Source organism: Klebsiella sp. A52, from assembly GCF_018388785.1.
Classification (GTDB): Bacteria; Pseudomonadota; Gammaproteobacteria; order Enterobacterales; family Enterobacteriaceae; genus Klebsiella; species Klebsiella aerogenes.
On record NZ_CP074437.1, the window covers coordinates 1,028,764 to 1,048,041 of the forward strand.

Below are 19,278 nucleotides of genomic sequence, written 5' to 3' on the forward strand. Positions count from 1 at the left end.
CGCCGCGAGTCGGGGAAAGAAGGATTTACTGCAGATAGCTCATCGCCAGACCGAGAAACAGCACCAGCCCAACGTAGTTATTATTCATAAACGCTTTGAAGCAGTTATCGCGTTCGCGCTTGAAGATAAGCTTCTGCTGCCAGACAAACAATCCCGCCGCGATAAACAGCGACCAGTAGAATTCCCAGTTCAGCCCATTTAGCCAGCCCACCGCGCCCATTAATACCAGCACGGCAACCTGCAGAATACCGATAATCAAACGATCGTTTTCACCGAACAGGATCGCCGTCGACTTAATGCCAATTTTGACATCATCGTCGCGATCGACCATCGCATACTGGGTATCGTAGGCTACCGCCCACAAAATATTGGCGAGGAACATCAGCCAGCAGCTGAGCGGCAGCGCTTCACTTACCGCCGAGAAAGCCATCGGGATCGACCAGCCAAAGGCCGCGCCCAGCACTACCTGCGGCAGATGGGTATAGCGCTTCATAAAGGGGTAGACCCAGGCTAGCGCCAGCGCCGCAACCGACAGCAGGATGGTCATGGTATTGAGCGTCAACACCAGCAAGAAGGAGAGCCCCACCAGTACCGCGAACAATATGCGCGCTTCTTTTTCCGTGACCTCGCCGCTTGGTAGCGGGCGACGAGCCGTACGCTTAACGTGACCATCAAATTTACGGTCGGCATAGTCATTCACCACGCAGCCGGCGGCGCGCATCAACCAGACGCCAGCGACAAATACCGCCAGTATCCACAGCGGCGGCACCCCGGGTGATGCCACCCATAGCGCCCACAGCGTCGGCCACAGCAGCAATAGCGCGCCGATTGGTTTGTCAGTACGCATCAGGCGGTGAAACGCCAACAGCTTATTCTGCGTCAGACTCCACTCCATTTTCTCTTCCTCTTAATACAATGGCGATGCAGGCAGAAAAAGCTCTGTCAGCAGCAGCGGTTTGCCGCTCAGCCGGAGACGGGAACGTCGCCCCCACAGCTGTGCACTACGGCCAATCTCAATAAAATCACGGGTTAACGTCGACGACGTAAACAGATACCGGCCCAGCGGCGTCTGCCCCAGCTGCTGCAGGGCTAATTCCGGGCCGCATAGCGTCGATTCCGGCACGAGGGTACGACCGGCAAGCCAGGGTTCGCCATCGGCGCAAAGAATGATTTCCCGCAGCCAATAACGCGCTTCTTCCGGCAATAGGGCTTCTTCGCCCGCCAGCGCGTCGCGCCCGACGAAACCTTCGTTAATCATGGTCACGGTGACCTTTTTCCCTTGTTGCTCAAAGCGCTTGGTCATTGAGTCTTCCAGCAACAGCCAGTCGCGCAGCGGCGCGTCCAGCTCGGGTATGGCGGCAAAATAGCGCAGCGCACGCAGTTGCGTAAGCGCAGGATGTGGCATGCCTGATTCTCCGGTACAAAACGTGCAGGCATTGTATCGCAGAATAGCGTTTTGAGGGCGGGCAAACGTCAATATACGATCATCCGCGCAACAGGCATGCAACAGTTGCCGCTGCGCGAGAAAAAAAAGTGCGTCCAGGCGGACGCACCTAAAGGCTGTGCCTAAACATCAGCATTGTGGGGAGACGGTCACCCCTTGCCTTTTACACTGCTGATAAAGGTGGAACGAGCAGATTTCGAGCCGAGACGTTCAGCTTCGTTCATCAATTTAAGGGCTTTATCGATATCGCCTTGTTTAACCGCTTTCTTGATACCGTTGTTGAAGTAGGTTTCGGTATCGTCAAGCATCGGTTCGCTTTTCGCCGCAGGGGCGGCAGCGACCGGCGCGACAACAGGCGCAGCGGCCGGGGCGTTATAGACCGGCGCCGCGGTATTGCCGACGGTCACCGGGCCCGGGCCGGAAGATCCAAACAGCGGGCCCACCAGCACGCTGGAACTCGAAGACGTTTTCACCTTCAGGCTCAAGGTGCCGTCAGTGGTATGTTTAGCGATCGGATCCGGAATGTCCGGCACCGCGTTACCGGTGCCTTTCGCGTAGGCTTTCGCCGGGTCGATTAATTTGGTGGTCTGCTGCAGATCCTGCGGAGTGGTAAACACCAGCACATAAATTTTCTGCTGTCCCAGCGCCGGCGTCAGGCGCATTACCCCTTCCAGGCGGTCGGCGCTCATCACGCCCGGCTCCAGATAAGTGAAATAGCTGCTCGGGAAGAAGGCGGACGGCGTCATGCTCTGATCGAGGATCAGCACGTTTGGCGCATAGACGCTGGTCTGTTTGTCGACCTCGCTGGTCAGCGTCAGGGTTAACTCGCCGATATTGGCCGGTACGCTATAGGCCACCACCGGCCCGGCGATACCGGGAACATTCAACGTTTGGCCGGCGATCGCCACTTTAGAGGTTTGGGTTTTCGATTGATCGACCGGCGTCCAGGTCAACTGCTGCAGCGAGGAGGCCGGGATGGACGGCGCGGCAGAGGTATTCTGCGGCACGAAATTGACATCAGCAAAACTGACTGCGGGTACGCTGGCCAGCAGGCCGGCGGACAGGCAGAGGGCAACGAGACTTTTCTTCATATTCATTGTTATCACCTCAATTCCTATGGCCGAGCGTTAGCCAGGCAATAGCGCGCTGGGCCGAAAATAGAGGGGCTGATGCCCCTCTTTTACTCATCATGATGCGGATAGCATTACCACCAGATTTCCATCTGGGCGCCGAAGGTCCACTCATCGTCGTCGCCGCGGCTGGAAGTGTTGATACCGGTACCAGAGGTATCGCGCATGGCGACGCCGCTATCGGTGTAACCCCACTTCTCATCCCACTTCGCGTAGGTGGCGAACAGACGAATTGCCGGACGGGACCAGATGCTGTCGCCCGCCTGCCACTGTTGCGCCAGGGTGATTTTGTACTGGTTGTTGCTGTCGCCGGTTTTCTGCGATTTGACGTTGTCGTAGCCGACTTCCAGCAGGGTGCTCATGATCGGCGTCCATTTGTACATAGGACGTACGCCGACGGTCCACCATTTGGTACCGTTGTTGTTGTCCAGGTTGACGTCCTGGTACATGGCGACGTACATCATGTCCCAATCGTCCGCCAGAGAGACCGCGCCGTGGTCAAGCACACGCCACATGGAACCATCGTTATTAATGCTGCCGCCCTGCGGTACGCCTTTACCGTTGGAGGTCATGGCATCGGTCGCGTACTGCAGAACAAATTTGTTGTAGCCTTTCAGGATGCTCTGGGTATGTTCAGCGGTGAACATCCAGCCATCTTTCGATGCATCCGGCTGCAGGTAATAGTCATCCGGCACGTTGGTGTGACCATAGTCCACGCCCAGCTCCAGCGTACCGCCCGGGTTGGTTTCCATCTGCGCTAAACGCACGTCGAAGACGTCGTTCGGTACCAGATGATCGTAAACGCGTTCGCCAGTCAGCGGATCGCGGTCAGCATAGGTTGCCGAGCCGCCGGATTCAGAAGAACGAGTGGCGGCCAGAGAGAGTTTACCGAAGCCCAGATCGATGTTTTCGATACCGGCGCCAGGACCGGAAATATCCCAGTAGTAGAAGTCGATCATGTGAACGTCATGACGCTGATAGAAGCGCTTACCGGCCCACAGGGTTGAACCCGGCAGCCAGTCGATCAGGTTTTTACCCTGCACGTTAACTTCACGGAAGGCCGGGCTGGTAGATTCCCAGTCGTTCTGCTGCGATACCGAGTAGGCAACGTTGGTATCGAAGTAGAAGCTCTTATCGCCCTCTTTCCACACTTCCTGGCCCAGTTTCAGTTCAGCGTAAGTTTCACATTCGTTACCGAGACGGTATTTACTTTGAGCGCCGGTGGCCTGGAAGCACTGCTGTTCGCCGCCGCTGCCGGTCCAGCCAATACCGGAACGAGCGTAACCGTGGAAATCGACAGCCAGCGCCTGGGCAGACATCACGCCCGCCGCAACGGCTACCGCCAGTGGAAGTTTGCGCAGAGTAATCATCATTCTATCTCCTGAGATCATTGCTTTTCTTTGAACACTTCCCCGTCGGCCGCCGCATGGTTGGCTGCACGCTGGGTTCGCGTCTTCTTTTAATGGGGAACCTTATACGCCCGGCTCTTTATGCAACCGACGACAAGCGGTGCCATCCTCACGGAATAAATGGCAGCGCTCCGGCGGCAAACCGATGGCGAATGTGGCTCCCTCTTCTACCAACACCACGTCATTCTGGCGGTACACCAGGTTCTGACGGATGGCGGGGATCTGGATATGAATTTGCGTTTCGTGACCAAGCTGTTCGACCACCTGCACTTCGCCCTCAAGGGTGACATCGGCGATGTCGCTCGGCAGCAGGTGTTCCGGGCGGATGCCCAAAGACATATTGGCGCCGACCTGAACGTGAGCGCTGTCTACCGGCAGCCAGACCTGCTGGCGGTTCGGTAGTTCGACTTGTACCTGTTCGATGGCGGTCGCGGTGACTTTGACCGGCAGGAAGTTCATCTTCGGCGAACCGATAAAACCCGCGACAAAGCGGTCTGCCGGATAGTGATAAAGTTCCAGCGGTTTTCCGACCTGCGCGACGCGGCCGGCGTCCAGCACCACGATTTTGTCGGCCAGGGTCATGGCTTCCACCTGATCGTGGGTGACGTAAATCATCGTGCGACCGAGGCGCTTATGCAGACGGGAGATTTCGATACGCATCTGCACGCGCAGCGCGGCATCGAGGTTGGACAGGGGTTCATCAAGCAGGAAAACCCGCGGCTCGGCGACCAGGGTACGGCCGATGGCCACGCGCTGACGCTGGCCGCCGGAGAGCGCTTTCGGCTTACGCTCCAGCAGGTGCGCCAGCTGTAAGACCTCAGCGACTTGAGTTACGCGCTGGTTAATCACCTCTTTTTTCGCCCCGGCCAGCTTCAGGCCAAAAGACATATTTTCGGCAACGGAAAGGTGGGGATAGAGCGCATATGACTGGAATACCATGCCGATGCCGCGCTCGGCGGGCGGCACGTCGTTCATTCGGGTATCGCCAATAAACAGATCGCCGCTGGTGACCGTTTCCAGTCCGGCGATCATACGCAGCAGGGTGGATTTGCCGCAGCCCGACGGTCCTACAAACACGACGAACTCCCCATCCTGGATCTCGAGATTGATATCTTTAGATACCACCACGTCGCCCCAGGCTTTCGTTACATTTCGTAGCTGTACGCTCGCCATGCCCTTCTCCCTTCGTTACAACCTGTCACTTAAAGACACATTCAAGATGGGCTGACTATGCGGCATTCATTACGTTGGCAAATCCTCCACCCCCCGGGTTTTTGATGGGGGAGGAGACGGGAGGATGAGAAACCGCCTCTCGCCGCCGGAAGTTCCCGGCACAACGTCATTTCGTGATCGAAGCGACAAAAACGGTGGCTTTTTTATGTGCTCCAGGGCCCATTACCGGCATTTCTGCAATGCGGATCACATAAACGGCGGGCGGGGCGTAGACATAGGGAGGATGGAAAGAGGTTGTTAAAAAAGGAAACTCATCAGCGTTAAACCACTCAAGTGTATCCACGAGCACATCACCAAATAGGACGGGTATATGAAAATCAAAACTGGCGCTCGCATCCTCGCGCTGTCTGCATTGACGACGATGATGTTTTCCGCCTCTGCCCTCGCAAAAATTGAAGAAGGTAAGCTGGTTATCTGGATTAACGGCGATAAAGGCTATAACGGCCTCGCTGAAGTGGGTAAAAAGTTCGAAAAAGATACCGGCATTAAAGTTTCCGTAGAACATCCGGATAAGCTGGAAGAGAAATTCCCGCAGGTTGCTGCCACCGGCGACGGCCCGGATATCATTTTCTGGGCGCATGACCGTTTTGGCGGCTACGCGCAGTCCGGCCTGCTGGCGGAAATCAGCCCGGATAAAGCTTTCCAGGACAAACTCTATCCGTTCACCTGGGACGCCGTACGCTACAACGGCAAACTGATCGCTTACCCGGTGGCGGTGGAAGCCCTGTCGCTGATTTATAACAAAGACCTTGTCCCGAACCCGCCGAAAACCTGGGAAGAGATCCCGGCGCTGGATAAAGAGCTGAAGGCGAAGGGTAAGAGCGCGCTGATGTTCAACCTGCAAGAACCGTACTTCACCTGGCCGCTGATTGCCGCCGATGGCGGATACGCGTTTAAGTTTGAAAACGGCAAATACGACGTGAAAAACGTCGGCGTTGATAGCGCCGGCGCGAAAGCCGGCCTGACCTTCCTGGTCGACCTTATTAAGAATAAACACATGAACGCCGACACCGACTACTCCATCGCGGAAGCGGCTTTCAACAAAGGCGAAACCGCGATGACCATCAACGGTCCGTGGGCGTGGTCCAACATCGACAAAGGTAAGGTTAACTACGGCGTCACTCTGCTACCAACCTTCAAAGGTAAACCGTCTAAACCGTTCGTTGGCGTCCTGAGCGCCGGGATTAACGCCGCCAGCCCGAATAAAGAACTGGCGAAAGAGTTCCTCGAAAACTACCTGATGACCGATCAGGGTCTGGAGTCGGTCAACAATGATAAACCGCTGGGCGCCGTGGCGCTGAAATCCTTCCAGGAGAAGCTGGAGAAAGACCCGCGTATCGCCGCCACCATGGCTAACGCCCAGAAAGGCGAAATTATGCCGAACATCCCGCAGATGTCCGCATTCTGGTATGCCGTCCGTACCGCGGTTATTAACGCCGCAAGCGGCCGTCAAACCGTCGATGCCGCGCTGAAGGATGCACAGGGCCGTATCACCAAGTAATACCGTCGCACACGTGCCGGATGGCGGCATAAATGCCTTATCCGGCCTACACGCCTTGTAGGCCGGATAAGTGCAGCGCCATCAGGCACTTTTGTCGACAGATATTTAACGTTGTAGAGGATGATCCCCATGGATGCCGTTAAAAAGAAACACTGGTGGCAAAGCCCGCAACTCACATGGTCTGTGATTGGTTTGCTGTGCCTGCTGGTGGGTTACCTTGTTGTTTTAATGTACGCCCAGGGGGAGTACCTGTTCGCCATCATGACGCTGATTTTAAGCTCGGTTGGCCTGTATATCTTTTCCAATCGCAAGGCCTATGCCTGGCGCTATGTTTATCCGGGTCTCGCCGGGATGGGGCTGTTTGTTCTGTTCCCGCTGATCTGTACTATTGCCATCGCCTTCACCAACTACAGCAGCACCAACCAGCTCACCTTCGAACGTGCCCAGCAGGTGCTGATGGACCGTTCTTTCCAGGCCGGCAAAGCCTATAACTTCTCACTCTATCCGGCGGGTGACGAGTGGCAGCTGGCGCTGACGGACGGTGAAAGCGGTAAAAATTATCTCTCCGAGGCCTTTAAATTCGGCGGCGAGCAGAAGCTGACGTTAAAAGAAGCCGATGTCCTGCCGCAAGGCGAACGCGCGAATTTACGCGTAATCACCCAGAACCGCGCCGCGCTGAACCAACTGACCGCCGTGCTGCCGGATGAAAGCAAAGTGATTATGAGTTCGCTGCGTCAGTTCTCCGGTACCCAGCCGCTGTACGCGCTGGCCAACGACGGCACGCTCACTAACAACCAAAGCGGCGTGAAATATCGCCCCAACGACAACATCGGCTTTTATCAATCCATCAATGCCGACGGCAGCTGGGGCAATGAAAAGCTGAGCCCGGGTTATACCGTCACCATCGGCTGGGATAACTTCACCCGCGTTTTCCAGGACGAAGGGATCCAGAAACCGTTCTTCGCCATTTTCGTCTGGACCGTGGTGTTCTCGGTGCTGACGGTGATTTTGACCGTCGCCGTGGGAATGGTGCTGGCCTGTCTGGTGCAGTGGGAAGCGTTGAAGGGCAAAGCGATTTACCGCGTGCTGTTGATTCTGCCGTATGCGGTGCCGTCATTTATCTCAATCCTGATTTTCAAAGGGCTGTTTAACCAGAGCTTTGGTGAAATCAACATGATGCTGAGCGCGCTGTTCGGCATTAAACCGGCCTGGTTTAGCGACCCAACCACCGCGCGCACGATGATCATCATCGTCAACACCTGGCTGGGCTACCCGTACATGATGATCCTGTGCATGGGACTGCTGAAGGCGATTCCGGACGATCTGTACGAGGCGTCGGCGATGGATGGCGCGGGGCCGTTCCAGAACTTCTTTAAAATTACGCTACCGCTGCTGATCAAGCCGCTCACGCCGCTGATGATTGCCAGCTTCGCCTTTAACTTTAACAACTTCGTGCTGATTCAACTGTTAACCAACGGTGGCCCGGACCGTCTCGGCACCACCACGCCGGCCGGTTATACCGACCTGCTGGTGAGCTACACCTATCGCATCGCCTTTGAAGGTGGCGGCGGTCAGGACTTCGGCCTGGCGGCGGCTATCGCCACGCTTATCTTCCTGCTGGTTGGGGCGTTAGCGATTGTGAATCTGAAAGCCACGCGCATGAAGTTTGATTAAAGGAGATAACGATAATGGCTATGGTCCAACCCAAATCGCAGAAGCTACGTTTATTTACCACGCATCTCCTGCTGCTGATTTTTATCGCCGCGATTATGTTCCCGCTGCTGATGGTTATCGCTATCTCGCTGCGCGAAGGCAACTTCGCGACCGGCAGCCTGATCCCGGATACCATCTCCTGGGAGCACTGGCGTCTGGCATTAGGCTTCAGCGTCGAACACGCCGATGGCCGGGTAACGCCGCCGCCATTCCCGGTCCTGCTGTGGCTGTGGAACTCAATTAAGGTGGCCGGGATTACTGCGATCGGCATCGTCGCCCTCTCCACCACCTGCGCTTACGCTTTCGCCCGTATGCGCTTCCCGGGTAAAGCGACGTTGCTCAAAGGGATGTTGATTTTCCAGATGTTCCCGGCGGTACTGTCGTTGGTGGCGCTGTATGCGTTGTTCGACCGCCTCGGTCAGTATCTGCCTTTCGTCGGCCTCAACACTCACGGCGGGGTGATCTTCGCCTATATGGGCGGTATCGCGCTGCACGTCTGGACGATTAAGGGCTACTTCGAAACTATCGATGGTTCACTGGAAGAAGCGGCCGCGCTGGATGGCGCCACTCCGTGGCAGGCCTTCCGCCTGGTGCTGCTGCCGCTGTCGGTGCCGATTCTGGCGGTCGTGTTTATTCTGTCGTTCATCGCCGCGATTACCGAAGTGCCGGTGGCCTCGTTGCTGCTACGCGATGTGAACAGCTATACCCTGGCGGTGGGGATGCAGCAGTATCTCAATCCGCAGAACTACCTGTGGGGTGACTTCGCCGCGGCGGCGGTACTGTCGGCGATTCCGATTACCGTCGTCTTCCTGCTGGCTCAGCGTTGGTTGGTCAACGGCCTGACGGCGGGCGGGGTGAAAGGTTAAGTTTCATCATGTTAGACCCTTGTTTTATCGCCCCAAATTTCAGAGAGGGTGGGATGTGGTACACGACCCCAACCGGGTACGGCAGCCCACCTCTCCCTGAAAAAGTAGGGCAAATGCCACTGCAATCCTCTACTGGACCCTACATAAATTTCATTTGTGATTGTCGGTCAAGCGGCCCTGGAGGCCGCTTTTTTTATTCCCGTTTCAGGCGGTTGGAATTACACAACCACAGGGTAATCACCAGGATAAGGATCGCCGCAGAGTAAATCAGCACCGCCATTGGCGACTCATGGTCGACGATAATAAGCCGTACAATCGCGGTAATGCCGATATAGACGAAATAACGCAGCGGGAAGTGAAAACCGGACTCAAAGTATTTCACAATCAACGCGATAAATTCGAAGTAGAGAAAATAAACCACCAGCCCTTCGACCAGCTTGTACTTACTCACCGGCTCCGGCGTAAACAGCACGTGCGCCAGATGCAGGGTCTCCTTTCCCAGGAACACCACCAGAATAATTCCCAGGCACAATAGCGCCAGGTTGAGCACGGCCTGCATGGCCTTCGCAACAAAATTAACCAGCGGACGATATACCGACGGCATAGTGACACCTCAAATGCATGAACGTTATTGATCTGTATAGCGCAAAAGTGTGATCCAGATCTACTTCACTTTGCGAGCAGCATCGGTCCTTCAACGCGGTAAATGCAACTAAGAGAAAATTTTACTTCCTACAATGCTGTGAGCAAGTTAACTAAATCATCCGTTACGCTTAGGACAAAACCAAATAAACAACTGAAATTTAAAGAATTTACCATTTGAAACAGTTATATCTTAAAACCTGCCACAAGATAAATTTTTTCTCTAATCCGCATTATTTATATGGCTATTAGGGTAAGATTTTTCTCATCCTTTGTCTTAGCATTATCGCAGCTGAATAAAATTTAATTTTGGACATTAAATCATTATGAACACCGATAACGCTTCCCTGTACGTAAAATGGCTCAAACAAGAAGTTGCCCCGGCATTAGGTTGTACTGAACCCGTCGCTATTTCCTTCGCTGCCGCCTACGCCGCACAATATCTGGATCAGCCTTGCACCAGAATTAGCGGTTTTATTTCCGCCAATCTCTATAAAAACGCGATGGGTGTTACTATTCCCGGCACCACCGTTTGCGGTGTAGCGCTAGCCGCCGCAATTGGCGCATTTGGCGGCGATCCGCAAAAGGGATTAAAAACGCTGGAAGATATCACCCCGCTACACGTCGAAATGGCGCAGAAGTTGATCGCCAATCATGCCGTTGATATTACCGTCAAAGAGACCCCGGACTTTATTCATCTGGATCTAACTCTCTCTGATGGCGAAAACACCTGTCGTGTCGTAGTAAAAGGAACCCACACTAACGTGGTCGAACTTTATATTAATGGCCAGCCGCAGCCACTAAGCGAAAAACAGAATGCGCGCGCCCGGCACGAAACGCTGCCCAATTTTTCGCTACAACAGGCTTACGACTTTATTAATAGCGTCGACTTTAATGATATTCGCTTTATTCTCGAAGCCGCGCGCTTAAACTCCGCGCTGGCGGCAGAAGGCAAAACCAAAAAATATGGCCTGAACATTAACGGTACCTTTTCTGACGCCGTGAAAAATGGCCTGATGAGCAACGATCTGTTAAGCAAGGTGATCATCAACACCGTCGCCGCTTCAGATGCCCGCATGGGCGGCGCGCCGGTGGTCGCAATGTCTAACTTCGGCTCAGGCAATCAGGGCATTACGGCAACCATGCCGGTAGTGGTGGTTGCTGAGCATCTCGGCGCCGATGAAGAGACCCTGGCGCGCGCTTTGTCTCTATCTCATCTCACCGCCATCTCAATTCATTCTCGTTATACGCGCTTATCTGCGCTATGCGCGGCCTCAACCGCCGCCATGGGCGCCGCCGCCGGGATGGCCTGGCTATTTACTCGCGACATCAACACCATTAATACCGCGATTATTAATATGGTCAGCGATATTACCGGCATGATTTGTGATGGCGCCTCTAATAGCTGTGCGATGAAAGTCTCATCTGTGGTATCCAGCGCCTTTAAGGCGGTACTGATGGCAATGCAAAATAGCTGCGCTGGCGCCAATGACGGTATTGTCTGCGCTGATGTCGAGCAGACTATTAATAACCTGTGCCGCCTGGTGATTAAACCAATGACCCTCACAGATAAAGAAATCATCAGTATCATGGTCGCTAAATAACAATATTTAACGGGCCTGAACAATCAGGCCCCGATTAACCTACCCTACCCACACTATTATTTATAAATTAGCAGGTATAGCAGATGAATAAAAAAGTCATCTTACGCGGCGCCAGCGCTATTATGCCGCTGTGCATCGGCGACTTTCCATTTTCATTTATTGTCGGCGCATTAAGCGTTAGCGCGGGCATGAGCGTCTGGCAGAGCACGGCGTGGTCGGCGATTGTTATTGCCGGTTCGGCGCAAATGCTGGCATTAAATATGCTTAAAACCGGCGCCACGCTCGGGGTTATTATATTCACCACATTAATAATTAATCTACGTCATGTACTGTACAGCGCCTCTATTTCCGGTACCGTCCGTGAAGCATCATTCTTTAAAAAATGCTTTATGTCCTACGCGCTGACCGACGAAGTGTACGCCACCACCGTCAAAGAGATGGAAGGCAATAAGCAGGATAAGTATCTGTTTTATGGTTCGGCGATGATCACCTTCTGGGCAATTTGGGTACTGGCGGATTTCCTCGGCGCGCTGGTCGGCGCTTCCTTCCCGAACATTGAAAAGTACGGTCTGGATTTCGCCATGGTCGCCGCTTTTATCGCTATCGTGGTGCCGCAAATAAAAAGCCAGGCCTGCACCGTCGCCGCCGTGGTGGCCGCCGTCTCCGGCGTGCTGTTGGTCATCCTGCCCTACTCGCTGGGCATTGTCGTCGCGTCAGTGCTTGGCGTGCTCGCCGGACTGTGCGTCGACCTGGCTGAAGAACGTAAACAGGCAGCAAAAGCCAAATCCGGGATGCCGCTCGTGGAGGCGCTGGAACATGAATAATAGCTACTTTATCGCCCTGACTTTGGGGATGGCCGCCGTGACCTTTCTGATCCGATTTTCGTTTATCGGCCTGGCCGGAAAAATCCAGATGTCCGAGCGGGTGACCAAAACGCTGCGCTTCGTCCCGGTCACCGTCCTGCCGGCCATTATCACCATTCAGATCCTGAGCGTGAATTCCAGTATGGAGTTTGACTTAAAGAATCCGAAGGTGATTGCCGCCATTATCTGCACGCTCGCCAGCTTCCGTTTAGGCCTGGTATGGGTGGTAGTGAGCGGCGTCGGCTCGCTGGTGTTGTTAAATTATTTTATGTAACCGTTTGAAGGATAAACCGTATGATTATTACCACCGCTGACGCGCCTGCCGCTATCGGCCCGTACGTGCAGGGCGTTAATCTCGGCGCGATGACCATCACCTCCGGTCAGCTGCCGATTAATCCGCTGGACGGCACCATGCCAGGCGATATCGCCGAACAGGCGCGGCAATCGCTGGAAAATGTGAAAGCCATCGTTGAAGCTGCAGGACTCACGGTCGGGCAGATCGTTAAAACCACGGTGTTTGTCAAAGACCTGCAGGATTTTGCCGCCATCAACGCCGCCTATGAGGCCTTCTTTACCGAACATCAGGCCGCTTTTCCGGCGCGTTCCTGCGTAGAGGTCGCCAGACTGCCGAAAGACGCCGGTGTCGAAATCGAAGCCATCGCCTTCGCTCGTTAATCACCCGGCTGGGGGGAAACCTCCAGCCTCCTTCCCCACCGTTTTTCGCCGTTCCTCCTTGCTCATTTTACAGGCACTATACGATGAGATCTGAATGAGGAACGCAGTATGTCGAATAAGCCAAATATTCCCCCTTTTACGCTTCGCGATACCGGCGTTCACAACGTCATCTGCGGCGAAAACGTGGTCATATACCAGCCCGCCAACCTCTATGGTTGCCAGCTCGGCGATAACGTCTTCGTCGGGCCGTTCGTCGAGATTCAGGGACACACGCGCATCGGCGCGGACAGCAAAATCCAGTCCCACAGTTTTATCTGCGAGTACGTCACCATCGGCCAACGTTGTTTTATCGGCCACGGCGTGATGTTCGCCAACGACTTGTTCCGCGATGGCAAACCGAATGCCGACCGCGACAGTTGGGGGCGCATTGAAATCGGCAATGACGTGTCTATCGGCAGCGGCGCCACCATTCTGGCGGTGAGTATCTGCGATGGCGTGGTCATCGGCGCCGGGAGCGTGGTGACAAAATCCATCACCGAGAAAGGCGTTTGGGCGGGCAATCCCGCGAGGCTGCTGCGGCGGCTATAAATAAAAATGCCGACCCGAGGGTCGGCATTCAGGCTTAATTGCGCAACACTTACGCGCGCCAGGCTTTATAACGGTTAATCAGGCCGTTGGTAGAGCTGTCGTGGCTGCTAACGTCTGCGCCATCTTTCAGTTCCGGCAGGATACGGTTAGCCAGCTGTTTACCCAGCTCAACGCCCCACTGATCGAAGGTGAAGATATTGAGGATCGCGCCCTGGGTGAAGATTTTGTGCTCATACAGCGCAATCAATGCGCCCAGGCTGAACGGGGTGATCTCACGCAGCAGGATGGAGTTGGTCGGACGGTTGCCTTCGAACACTTTGAACGGCACCACGTGCTCAAGCTGAGCCGGGTCTTTACCCTGGTCGCGATATTCCTGCTCAACCACTTCGCGGGATTTACCAAAGGCCAGCGCTTCAGTCTGGGCGAAGAAGTTAGACAGCAGTTTCTGATGGTGGTCAGACAGCGGGTTATGGGTGATAGCCGGCGCGATGAAATCGCACGGTACCATTTTGGTGCCCTGGTGGATCAGCTGATAGAACGCGTGCTGACCGTTAGTCCCCGGCTCGCCCCAGATGATTGGGCCAGTCTGGTAATCCACGACGTTGCCGTTACGGTCAACGTACTTACCGTTGGATTCCATGTTGCCCTGCTGGAAGTAAGCGGCAAAGCGGTGCATGTACTGATCGTACGGCAGAATCGCTTCGGTTTCGGCGCCGAAGAAATTGTTGTACCAGATACCGATCAGCGCCAGCAGTACCGGCAGGTTTTTCTCAGCCGGGGTGGTGGAGAAGTGTTTGTCCATGGCGTGGGCGCCGGACAGCAGCTGGACGAAGTTATCGAAGCCAACGGACAGAATGATAGACAGGCCGATGGCGGACCACAGGGAGTAACGACCGCCAACCCAGTCCCAGAATTCAAACATGTTAGCCGTATCGATACCGAACTCGCCAACCGCTTTACCGTTGGTGGAGAGCGCCGCGAAGTGTTTCGCTACGTGTTTCTCGTCACCCGCGGTCGCCAGGAACCAGTCACGCGCGCTGTGGGCGTTGGTCATGGTTTCCTGAGTAGTGAAGGTTTTGGAAGCCACCAGGAACAGCGTGGTTTCCGGATTCACCGCTTTCAACACTTCGGCGATATGGGTGCCGTCTACGTTGGAAACGAAGTGCATGTTGAGATGGTTTTTATACGGGCGCAGCGCTTCGGTCACCATGAACGGGCCGAGGTCTGAACCGCCGATACCGATGTTCACCACGTCGGTGATCGGTTTGCCGGTGTAGCCTTTCCAGCTACCGGAGATAATTGCTTCAGAGAAGGCTTTCATCTTCTCCAGCACCGCGTTGACTTCCGGCATCACATCTTTGCCATCAACCACAATCGGCGTATTGCTGCGGTTGCGCAGCGCGACGTGCAGTACCGCGCGGTCCTCGGTACGGTTAATTTTTTCGCCGGAGAACATCGACTTGATAGCACCGGCCAGATCGGTCTCTTTCGCCAGATCCTGCAGCTTAGACAGTGTCTCTTCAGTGATGCGGTTCTTGGAGAAATCCACCAGCATCAGATCGTCAAAAGTGGCGGAGAATTTAGAGAAACGATCGCTATCTTTGGCGAAAAGCTCGCTGATAGTGACGTCTTTCATTTCATCGAAGTGTTTCTGTAATGCCTGCCATGCAGCGGTCTGCGTTGGGTTGATATTTTTCATTAGCAATACTCTTCTGATTTGAAAATGTGACTTCGGTCGATTGTAGCCTCAGCGGCGGAAAATTGTGATGATTTTTGTGTTATGCCGTTGACGGGGGTCAGAAATAGGGTAAAGAGCCCCCATATTATAGCGATCATTAGGCATTTTTCTGTTATCCGCCGATGCATGAAAAATCCGCATAACCCTGTCGTTGACATACCCGTCCGGAAGCCTTTATATAGCTGAACTGCCTACGGAACCGTAGGTATGTATTGCTCGCGCATTTCACGCTACAGCGAAGAGTATCGTTGGGGGGTATAATGACCAGTCTCTCCCCAGGCATAGTGAAAGACGTCAGTAATTGCCAGAAGAGGTGCGTTGCCCAGGTAACCGTATTGGAGGAACCAGTCCGGGGAAAATACGTGAGGGGGAGCAACGCCGAGGCGCACAGGCATCTGGTTAAGTCTGTCGCCGGCCACAGGGGCTGAATCCCCTGGGTTGTCACCAGAAGCGTTCGCAGTCGGGCGTTTCATACTCGCGAACCGATGCGCGTCATCGGCGAACGGGTCTACAAGGTGGAGCACTTCTGGGTGACATCGTAGTTTGTTTATCGCTCTGCGCCCACCCTACTTTTCGCTCTTCCCTTGTGCCATGGCTGAGTTAATTTGGCCTGGCTTATTAAGACATTTTGTAGCGCTCCGGTTATTTCCAGCCCGAACCAGGAGCGGTTGTTCAGGAATCGTTTTAATAAGTCAGGCCCCCTGACACGAGGTTGTTATGACAGATTTAGTTGTTGCTAAGTTCGGCGGCACCAGCGTGGCCGATTTCGACGCGATGAACCGTAGCGTCGACGTCGCGCTGCTGGATGCGAATACCCGCGTAGTGGTGTTATCCGCATCGGCTGGCGTTACCAATATCTTAGTTGCTTTAGCGGCAGGGCTGGAACCCACCGAACGCTTCGCTAAGCTCGATGAAATGCGCCAAATCCAGTTCAATATTCTGGAGCGTTTACGTTATCCCAACGTTATTCGCGAAGAGATCGAGCGTCTGCTGGAAAACATTACGACCCTGGCGGAAGCCGCCTCGCTGGCCAGCTCGGAAGCCTTGACCGATGAACTGGTGAGCCACGGGGAACTGATGTCCACCTTACTGTTCGTTGAGATCCTGCGCGAACGCGGTATCGCGGCGCAGTGGTTCGACGTACGCAAAGTGATGCGTACCAACGATCGTTTCGGCCGCGCCGAACCGGATATCGCCGCGCTGGCGGAACTGACGCAACAACAACTGGCGCCGCGCCTGGAAGAAGGCCTGGTGATTACCCAGGGCTTTATCGGCAGCGAAGCCAAAGGCCGTACCACCACCCTTGGCCGCGGCGGCAGCGATTACACCGCAGCGCTACTCGGCGAGGCCTTAAACGCCAGCCGTGTCGATATCTGGACCGATGTCCCTGGCATCTACACAACCGACCCGCGCGTCGCGCCAGCGGCGAAGCGCATCGATGTGATCGCTTTCGCTGAAGCCGCGGAGATGGCCACGTTCGGGGCCAAGGTATTGCATCCGGCCACCCTGCTGCCCGCCGTACGCAGCGATATCCCGGTATTCGTCGGCTCCAGCAAAGAACCTAAAGCCGGCGGCACGATGGTCTGTCATAAAACCGAAAATCCACCGCTGTTCCGCGCGCTGGCGCTGCGTCGTCGTCAAACGCTGCTGACCCTGCACAGCCTGCATATGCTGCACTCCCGCGGCTTCCTGGCCGAAGTGTTCGGTATTCTGGCGCGGCATAATATTTCCGTCGATCTGATCACCACTTCGGAAGTGAGCATTGCGCTGACCATGGACACCACCGGTTCAACCTCCGCTGGCGATACCCTGCTGACCCAGGCGCTGCTGACCGAGCTCTCTTCGCTGTGCCGCGTCGAAGTGGAAGAAAACCTGGCGCTGGTCGCCCTGATCGGCAATGAATTATCGAAAGCCTGCGGCGTCGGTAAAGAGGTATTCGGCGTACTGGAACCGTTCAATATCCGCATGATTTGCTACGGCGCCTCCAGCCACAACCTGTGCTTCCTGGTGCCTGGCGACGACGCGGAGAAAGTGGTGCAGAAGCTGCATCATAATTTGTTTGAATAATATTCTTTTGCGCGATAAAAAATACCTATAGCCGGGCTCGAACCCGGCTTTTTTATAACAACATCAACACAACAAACACTGTCGCAAGGAATACACTATGCTCGCCACGCTTACGCGGCTGTTCCCGTTATGGGCGCTGCTGCTCTCCGTATTGGCTTATTACACGCCAACCACTTTTACCCCTATCGGCCCGTGGGTCACCACGCTGCTGATGCTGATTATGTTTGGCATGGGCGTCCATTTGAAGCTGGACGATTTCAAGCGCGTGCTGTCACGACCTGCGCCGGTCGCAGCGGGAATTTTTCTGCATTACCTGGTGATGCCGCTCGCCGCCTGGGTACTGGCGCTGCTGTTCCACATGCCGCCAGAGCTCTCCGCCGGGATGGTGCTGGTCGGCAGCGTCGCCAGCGGAACCGCTTCCAACGTCATGATCTATCTGGCGAAAGGCGATGTCGCGCTGTCGGTAACCATCTCTTCCGTTTCGACACTGGTTGGCGTGGTCGCCACGCCGCTGCTGACGCGCCTGTACGTTGATGCGCACATTCAGGTCGATGTGATGGGCATGCTGCTAAGCATCCTGCAAATCGTGGTGATCCCAATCGGCCTCGGTCTGATTGTCCATCACCTGTTGCCAAAAGTGGTAAAGGCGGTGGAACCCTTCCTTCCCGCCTTCTCCATGCTGTGCATTCTGGCGATTATCAGCGCCGTGGTCGCCGGTTCCGCATCGCATATCGCTTCGGTGGGGCTGGTGGTTATCGTGGCGGTGATCCTGCATAACGCCATCGGCCTGCTCGGCGGCTACTGGGGCGGGCGCCTGTTCGGTTTTGATGAATCCACCTGCCGCACCCTGGCGATCGAAGTGGGTATGCAGAACTCTGGCCTCGCCGCGGCCCTCGGGAAAATCTACTTCGGCCCGCTGGCCGCCCTGCCCGGCGCGCTGTTCTCGGTATGGCATAACCTTTCCGGCTCGCTGCTGGCAGGTTACTGGTCCGGTAAGCCGACGACCAAAAAAGGCAACCAGAGCTAATCGGTATACGTCCGGGCCATATGCCCGGACGTTTGGTTTATCCCACCAGTAAACTCACCGGCTTGCCTAACTTCATTAACATCATGACCAATGCATCAAGGGTAAACTTACTGGTTTTCTGGTTTACCACATCTGAAATACGCGGGCGTGAAATATTCAACTTCGCTGCGGCATCCGCTTGCTTCAATTGATTTTCATCTATCCACTCAGCAATTTCCTGCATGAGTTGCCGCTTCAGGAGCATCAGTTGTTCGACTTCTTGTTCCGCTTGCGTCCTTAACCGCTCCGCTTCACAGTCATCAAAGCCGAGTTCACTGAAAATATTCGTCTCTGCTGTCGTCACGTGACGGATGCCATCCACTGTCTTACGATTCATTTACGACTCCTGTGTTCCTGCGGTATAAGCTGCAAACGGCTTCTGACAATTTGTTTTTCATGTTCGGCGGTACGTCGAGTTTTTTTGTTAAAACAGTGCAGGACGTAAACCTCTGCCTCAAAACGAGCCAGGTAAATCACCCGATAAGCGCCGGAATAATGGCGTAACCGTATTTCCTCCACACATCTCCCCAACTGAGGCATCGCTTTCCAATCAGCAGCTTCTAACCCCGCCTGTAAACGGTAAAGCTGGAAACCGGCATCCCGGCGGACCTCCTCAGGAAATTGGCGCAAATCATCAAAGGAAGACCCCATCCAGACAATACTTCGTAAACTTTGCCCCTGATTCAACATACCACATCCTTGTATAAAATTTTATACACAAATCGCGCAAAAATAAGTT

Annotated in this window: 19 protein-coding genes and 1 riboswitch; of the genes, 10 read left to right on the forward strand and 9 right to left on the reverse strand. The window is 54.8% G+C overall.

What is annotated here, in order from left to right:
* Positions 1 to 25 precede the first annotated feature (25 nt).
* The 5 genes from ubiA to malK form a co-directional block, all read right to left on the reverse strand.
* Positions 26 to 895: a 4-hydroxybenzoate octaprenyltransferase gene (ubiA, locus tag KGA69_RS04790; protein ID WP_045396790.1), complete on the reverse strand. Its 870-nt coding sequence runs from the start codon at positions 893 to 895 to the stop codon at positions 26 to 28.
* 12 nt (positions 896 to 907) lie between these two features.
* Positions 908 to 1,405 (reverse strand): chorismate lyase, encoded by a 498-nt coding sequence (ubiC, locus tag KGA69_RS04795; RefSeq protein ID WP_015704038.1) that lies wholly within the window; start codon positions 1,403 to 1,405, stop codon positions 908 to 910.
* A gap of 188 nt (positions 1,406 to 1,593) precedes the next feature.
* On the reverse strand, positions 1,594 to 2,541 hold the full coding sequence (gene malM / locus KGA69_RS04800) for a maltose operon protein MalM (RefSeq protein ID WP_045396796.1): 948 nt from the start codon (positions 2,539 to 2,541) through the stop codon (positions 1,594 to 1,596).
* A 107-nt stretch (positions 2,542 to 2,648) separates the two neighbouring features.
* Positions 2,649 to 3,947, reverse strand: coding sequence for a maltoporin (locus KGA69_RS04805; protein ID WP_015704036.1), 1,299 nt, complete (start codon positions 3,945 to 3,947; stop codon positions 2,649 to 2,651).
* A gap of 99 nt (positions 3,948 to 4,046) precedes the next feature.
* A complete protein-coding gene (gene malK / locus KGA69_RS04810) occupies positions 4,047 to 5,156 on the reverse strand; it encodes a maltose/maltodextrin ABC transporter ATP-binding protein MalK (protein WP_015368770.1) in 1,110 nt (369 codons plus the stop codon).
* 370 nt (positions 5,157 to 5,526) lie between these two features.
* Here malK and malE point away from each other — a divergent pair, with 370 nt between their 5' ends.
* The 3 genes from malE (at position 5,527) to malG (ending at position 9,296) form a co-directional block, all read left to right on the forward strand.
* Positions 5,527 to 6,717, forward strand: a complete 1,191-nt coding sequence (gene malE, locus KGA69_RS04815; RefSeq protein WP_049060826.1) for a maltose/maltodextrin ABC transporter substrate-binding protein MalE — start codon at positions 5,527 to 5,529, stop codon at positions 6,715 to 6,717.
* A gap of 129 nt (positions 6,718 to 6,846) precedes the next feature.
* Entirely contained in the window at positions 6,847 to 8,391 is a 1,545-nt protein-coding gene (gene malF, locus KGA69_RS04820; RefSeq protein ID WP_045396803.1) for a maltose ABC transporter permease MalF, read from the forward strand.
* A 14-nt stretch (positions 8,392 to 8,405) separates the two neighbouring features.
* Positions 8,406 to 9,296, forward strand: coding sequence for a maltose ABC transporter permease MalG (gene malG / locus KGA69_RS04825; protein ID WP_015368774.1), 891 nt, complete (start codon positions 8,406 to 8,408; stop codon positions 9,294 to 9,296).
* A gap of 193 nt (positions 9,297 to 9,489) precedes the next feature.
* Here malG and psiE read toward each other — a convergent pair whose 3' ends face one another.
* Entirely contained in the window at positions 9,490 to 9,900 is a 411-nt protein-coding gene (gene psiE, locus KGA69_RS04830) for a phosphate-starvation-inducible protein PsiE (RefSeq protein WP_015368775.1), read from the reverse strand.
* 364 nt (positions 9,901 to 10,264) lie between these two features.
* On the opposite strand from psiE, the gene KGA69_RS04835 reads away from it, so the two are divergent.
* From KGA69_RS04835 to KGA69_RS04855, 5 genes are all read left to right on the forward strand, one after another.
* Positions 10,265 to 11,542, forward strand: coding sequence for an L-cysteine desulfidase family protein (locus KGA69_RS04835; protein ID WP_213292879.1), 1,278 nt, complete (start codon positions 10,265 to 10,267; stop codon positions 11,540 to 11,542).
* Between the two features lie 83 nt (positions 11,543 to 11,625).
* On the forward strand, positions 11,626 to 12,366 hold the full coding sequence (locus KGA69_RS04840; protein WP_045396808.1) for an AzlC family ABC transporter permease: 741 nt from the start codon (positions 11,626 to 11,628) through the stop codon (positions 12,364 to 12,366).
* Positions 12,359 to 12,679, forward strand: a complete 321-nt coding sequence (locus KGA69_RS04845) for an AzlD domain-containing protein (RefSeq protein ID WP_015368778.1) — start codon at positions 12,359 to 12,361, stop codon at positions 12,677 to 12,679. Before KGA69_RS04840 ends, KGA69_RS04845 begins: the two co-directional genes overlap by 8 nt.
* A gap of 20 nt (positions 12,680 to 12,699) precedes the next feature.
* Positions 12,700 to 13,080, forward strand: coding sequence for a RidA family protein (locus KGA69_RS04850; protein WP_045396811.1), 381 nt, complete (start codon positions 12,700 to 12,702; stop codon positions 13,078 to 13,080).
* Positions 13,081 to 13,188: 108 nt separating this feature from the next.
* The gene (locus KGA69_RS04855; RefSeq protein WP_213292880.1) at positions 13,189 to 13,668 is read left to right on the forward strand and encodes an acyltransferase; all 480 of its coding nucleotides are present in this window, start codon (positions 13,189 to 13,191) and stop codon (positions 13,666 to 13,668) included.
* A gap of 49 nt (positions 13,669 to 13,717) precedes the next feature.
* On the opposite strand, the gene pgi is transcribed toward KGA69_RS04855, so the two are convergent.
* Positions 13,718 to 15,367 carry a glucose-6-phosphate isomerase gene (pgi, locus tag KGA69_RS04860; RefSeq protein WP_020079879.1) on the reverse strand — a complete coding sequence of 550 codons (1,650 nt, stop codon included), beginning with the start codon at positions 15,365 to 15,367 and terminating at the stop codon, positions 13,718 to 13,720.
* Positions 15,368 to 15,706: 339 nt separating this feature from the next.
* A riboswitch (Lysine riboswitch) is annotated at positions 15,707 to 15,940 on the forward strand.
* Between the two features lie 183 nt (positions 15,941 to 16,123).
* Between pgi and lysC the strand changes: the two genes are divergently transcribed.
* Together lysC and panS are read left to right on the forward strand one after the other, a co-directional pair.
* Positions 16,124 to 17,473 (forward strand): lysine-sensitive aspartokinase 3, encoded by a 1,350-nt coding sequence (gene lysC / locus KGA69_RS04865; RefSeq protein ID WP_032709596.1) that lies wholly within the window; start codon positions 16,124 to 16,126, stop codon positions 17,471 to 17,473.
* 97 nt (positions 17,474 to 17,570) lie between these two features.
* A complete protein-coding gene (panS, locus tag KGA69_RS04870; RefSeq protein WP_045396817.1) occupies positions 17,571 to 18,500 on the forward strand; it encodes a ketopantoate/pantoate/pantothenate transporter PanS in 930 nt (309 codons plus the stop codon).
* 37 nt (positions 18,501 to 18,537) lie between these two features.
* Here panS and KGA69_RS04875 read toward each other — a convergent pair whose 3' ends face one another.
* The gene (locus KGA69_RS04875) at positions 18,538 to 18,876 is read right to left on the reverse strand and encodes a helix-turn-helix domain-containing protein (protein ID WP_045396820.1); all 339 of its coding nucleotides are present in this window, start codon (positions 18,874 to 18,876) and stop codon (positions 18,538 to 18,540) included.
* Positions 18,873 to 19,229, reverse strand: coding sequence for a type II toxin-antitoxin system RelE/ParE family toxin (locus KGA69_RS04880; protein WP_045396824.1), 357 nt, complete (start codon positions 19,227 to 19,229; stop codon positions 18,873 to 18,875). Before KGA69_RS04880 ends, KGA69_RS04875 begins: the two co-directional genes overlap by 4 nt.
* Between the last annotated feature and the right edge of the window lie 49 nt (positions 19,230 to 19,278).

Coding starts and splice junctions, on each gene's coding strand:
- ubiA (WP_045396790.1), bottom strand. CDS start 895: ATGGAGTGGAGTCTGACGCAGAATAAGCTGTTGGCGTTTCACCGCCTG.
- ubiC (WP_015704038.1), bottom strand. CDS start 1,405: ATGCCACATCCTGCGCTTACGCAACTGCGTGCGCTGCGCTATTTTGCC.
- malM (WP_045396796.1), bottom strand. CDS start 2,541: ATGAATATGAAGAAAAGTCTCGTTGCCCTCTGCCTGTCCGCCGGCCTG.
- KGA69_RS04805 (WP_015704036.1), bottom strand. CDS start 3,947: ATGATGATTACTCTGCGCAAACTTCCACTGGCGGTAGCCGTTGCGGCG.
- malK (WP_015368770.1), bottom strand. CDS start 5,156: ATGGCGAGCGTACAGCTACGAAATGTAACGAAAGCCTGGGGCGACGTG.
- malE (WP_049060826.1), top strand. CDS start 5,527: ATGAAAATCAAAACTGGCGCTCGCATCCTCGCGCTGTCTGCATTGACG.
- malF (WP_045396803.1), top strand. CDS start 6,847: ATGGATGCCGTTAAAAAGAAACACTGGTGGCAAAGCCCGCAACTCACA.
- malG (WP_015368774.1), top strand. CDS start 8,406: ATGGCTATGGTCCAACCCAAATCGCAGAAGCTACGTTTATTTACCACG.
- psiE (WP_015368775.1), bottom strand. CDS start 9,900: ATGCCGTCGGTATATCGTCCGCTGGTTAATTTTGTTGCGAAGGCCATG.
- KGA69_RS04835 (WP_213292879.1), top strand. CDS start 10,265: ATGAACACCGATAACGCTTCCCTGTACGTAAAATGGCTCAAACAAGAA.
- KGA69_RS04840 (WP_045396808.1), top strand. CDS start 11,626: ATGAATAAAAAAGTCATCTTACGCGGCGCCAGCGCTATTATGCCGCTG.
- KGA69_RS04845 (WP_015368778.1), top strand. CDS start 12,359: ATGAATAATAGCTACTTTATCGCCCTGACTTTGGGGATGGCCGCCGTG.
- KGA69_RS04850 (WP_045396811.1), top strand. CDS start 12,700: ATGATTATTACCACCGCTGACGCGCCTGCCGCTATCGGCCCGTACGTG.
- KGA69_RS04855 (WP_213292880.1), top strand. CDS start 13,189: ATGTCGAATAAGCCAAATATTCCCCCTTTTACGCTTCGCGATACCGGC.
- pgi (WP_020079879.1), bottom strand. CDS start 15,367: ATGAAAAATATCAACCCAACGCAGACCGCTGCATGGCAGGCATTACAG.
- lysC (WP_032709596.1), top strand. CDS start 16,124: ATGACAGATTTAGTTGTTGCTAAGTTCGGCGGCACCAGCGTGGCCGAT.
- panS (WP_045396817.1), top strand. CDS start 17,571: ATGCTCGCCACGCTTACGCGGCTGTTCCCGTTATGGGCGCTGCTGCTC.
- KGA69_RS04875 (WP_045396820.1), bottom strand. CDS start 18,876: ATGAATCGTAAGACAGTGGATGGCATCCGTCACGTGACGACAGCAGAG.
- KGA69_RS04880 (WP_045396824.1), bottom strand. CDS start 19,229: ATGTTGAATCAGGGGCAAAGTTTACGAAGTATTGTCTGGATGGGGTCT.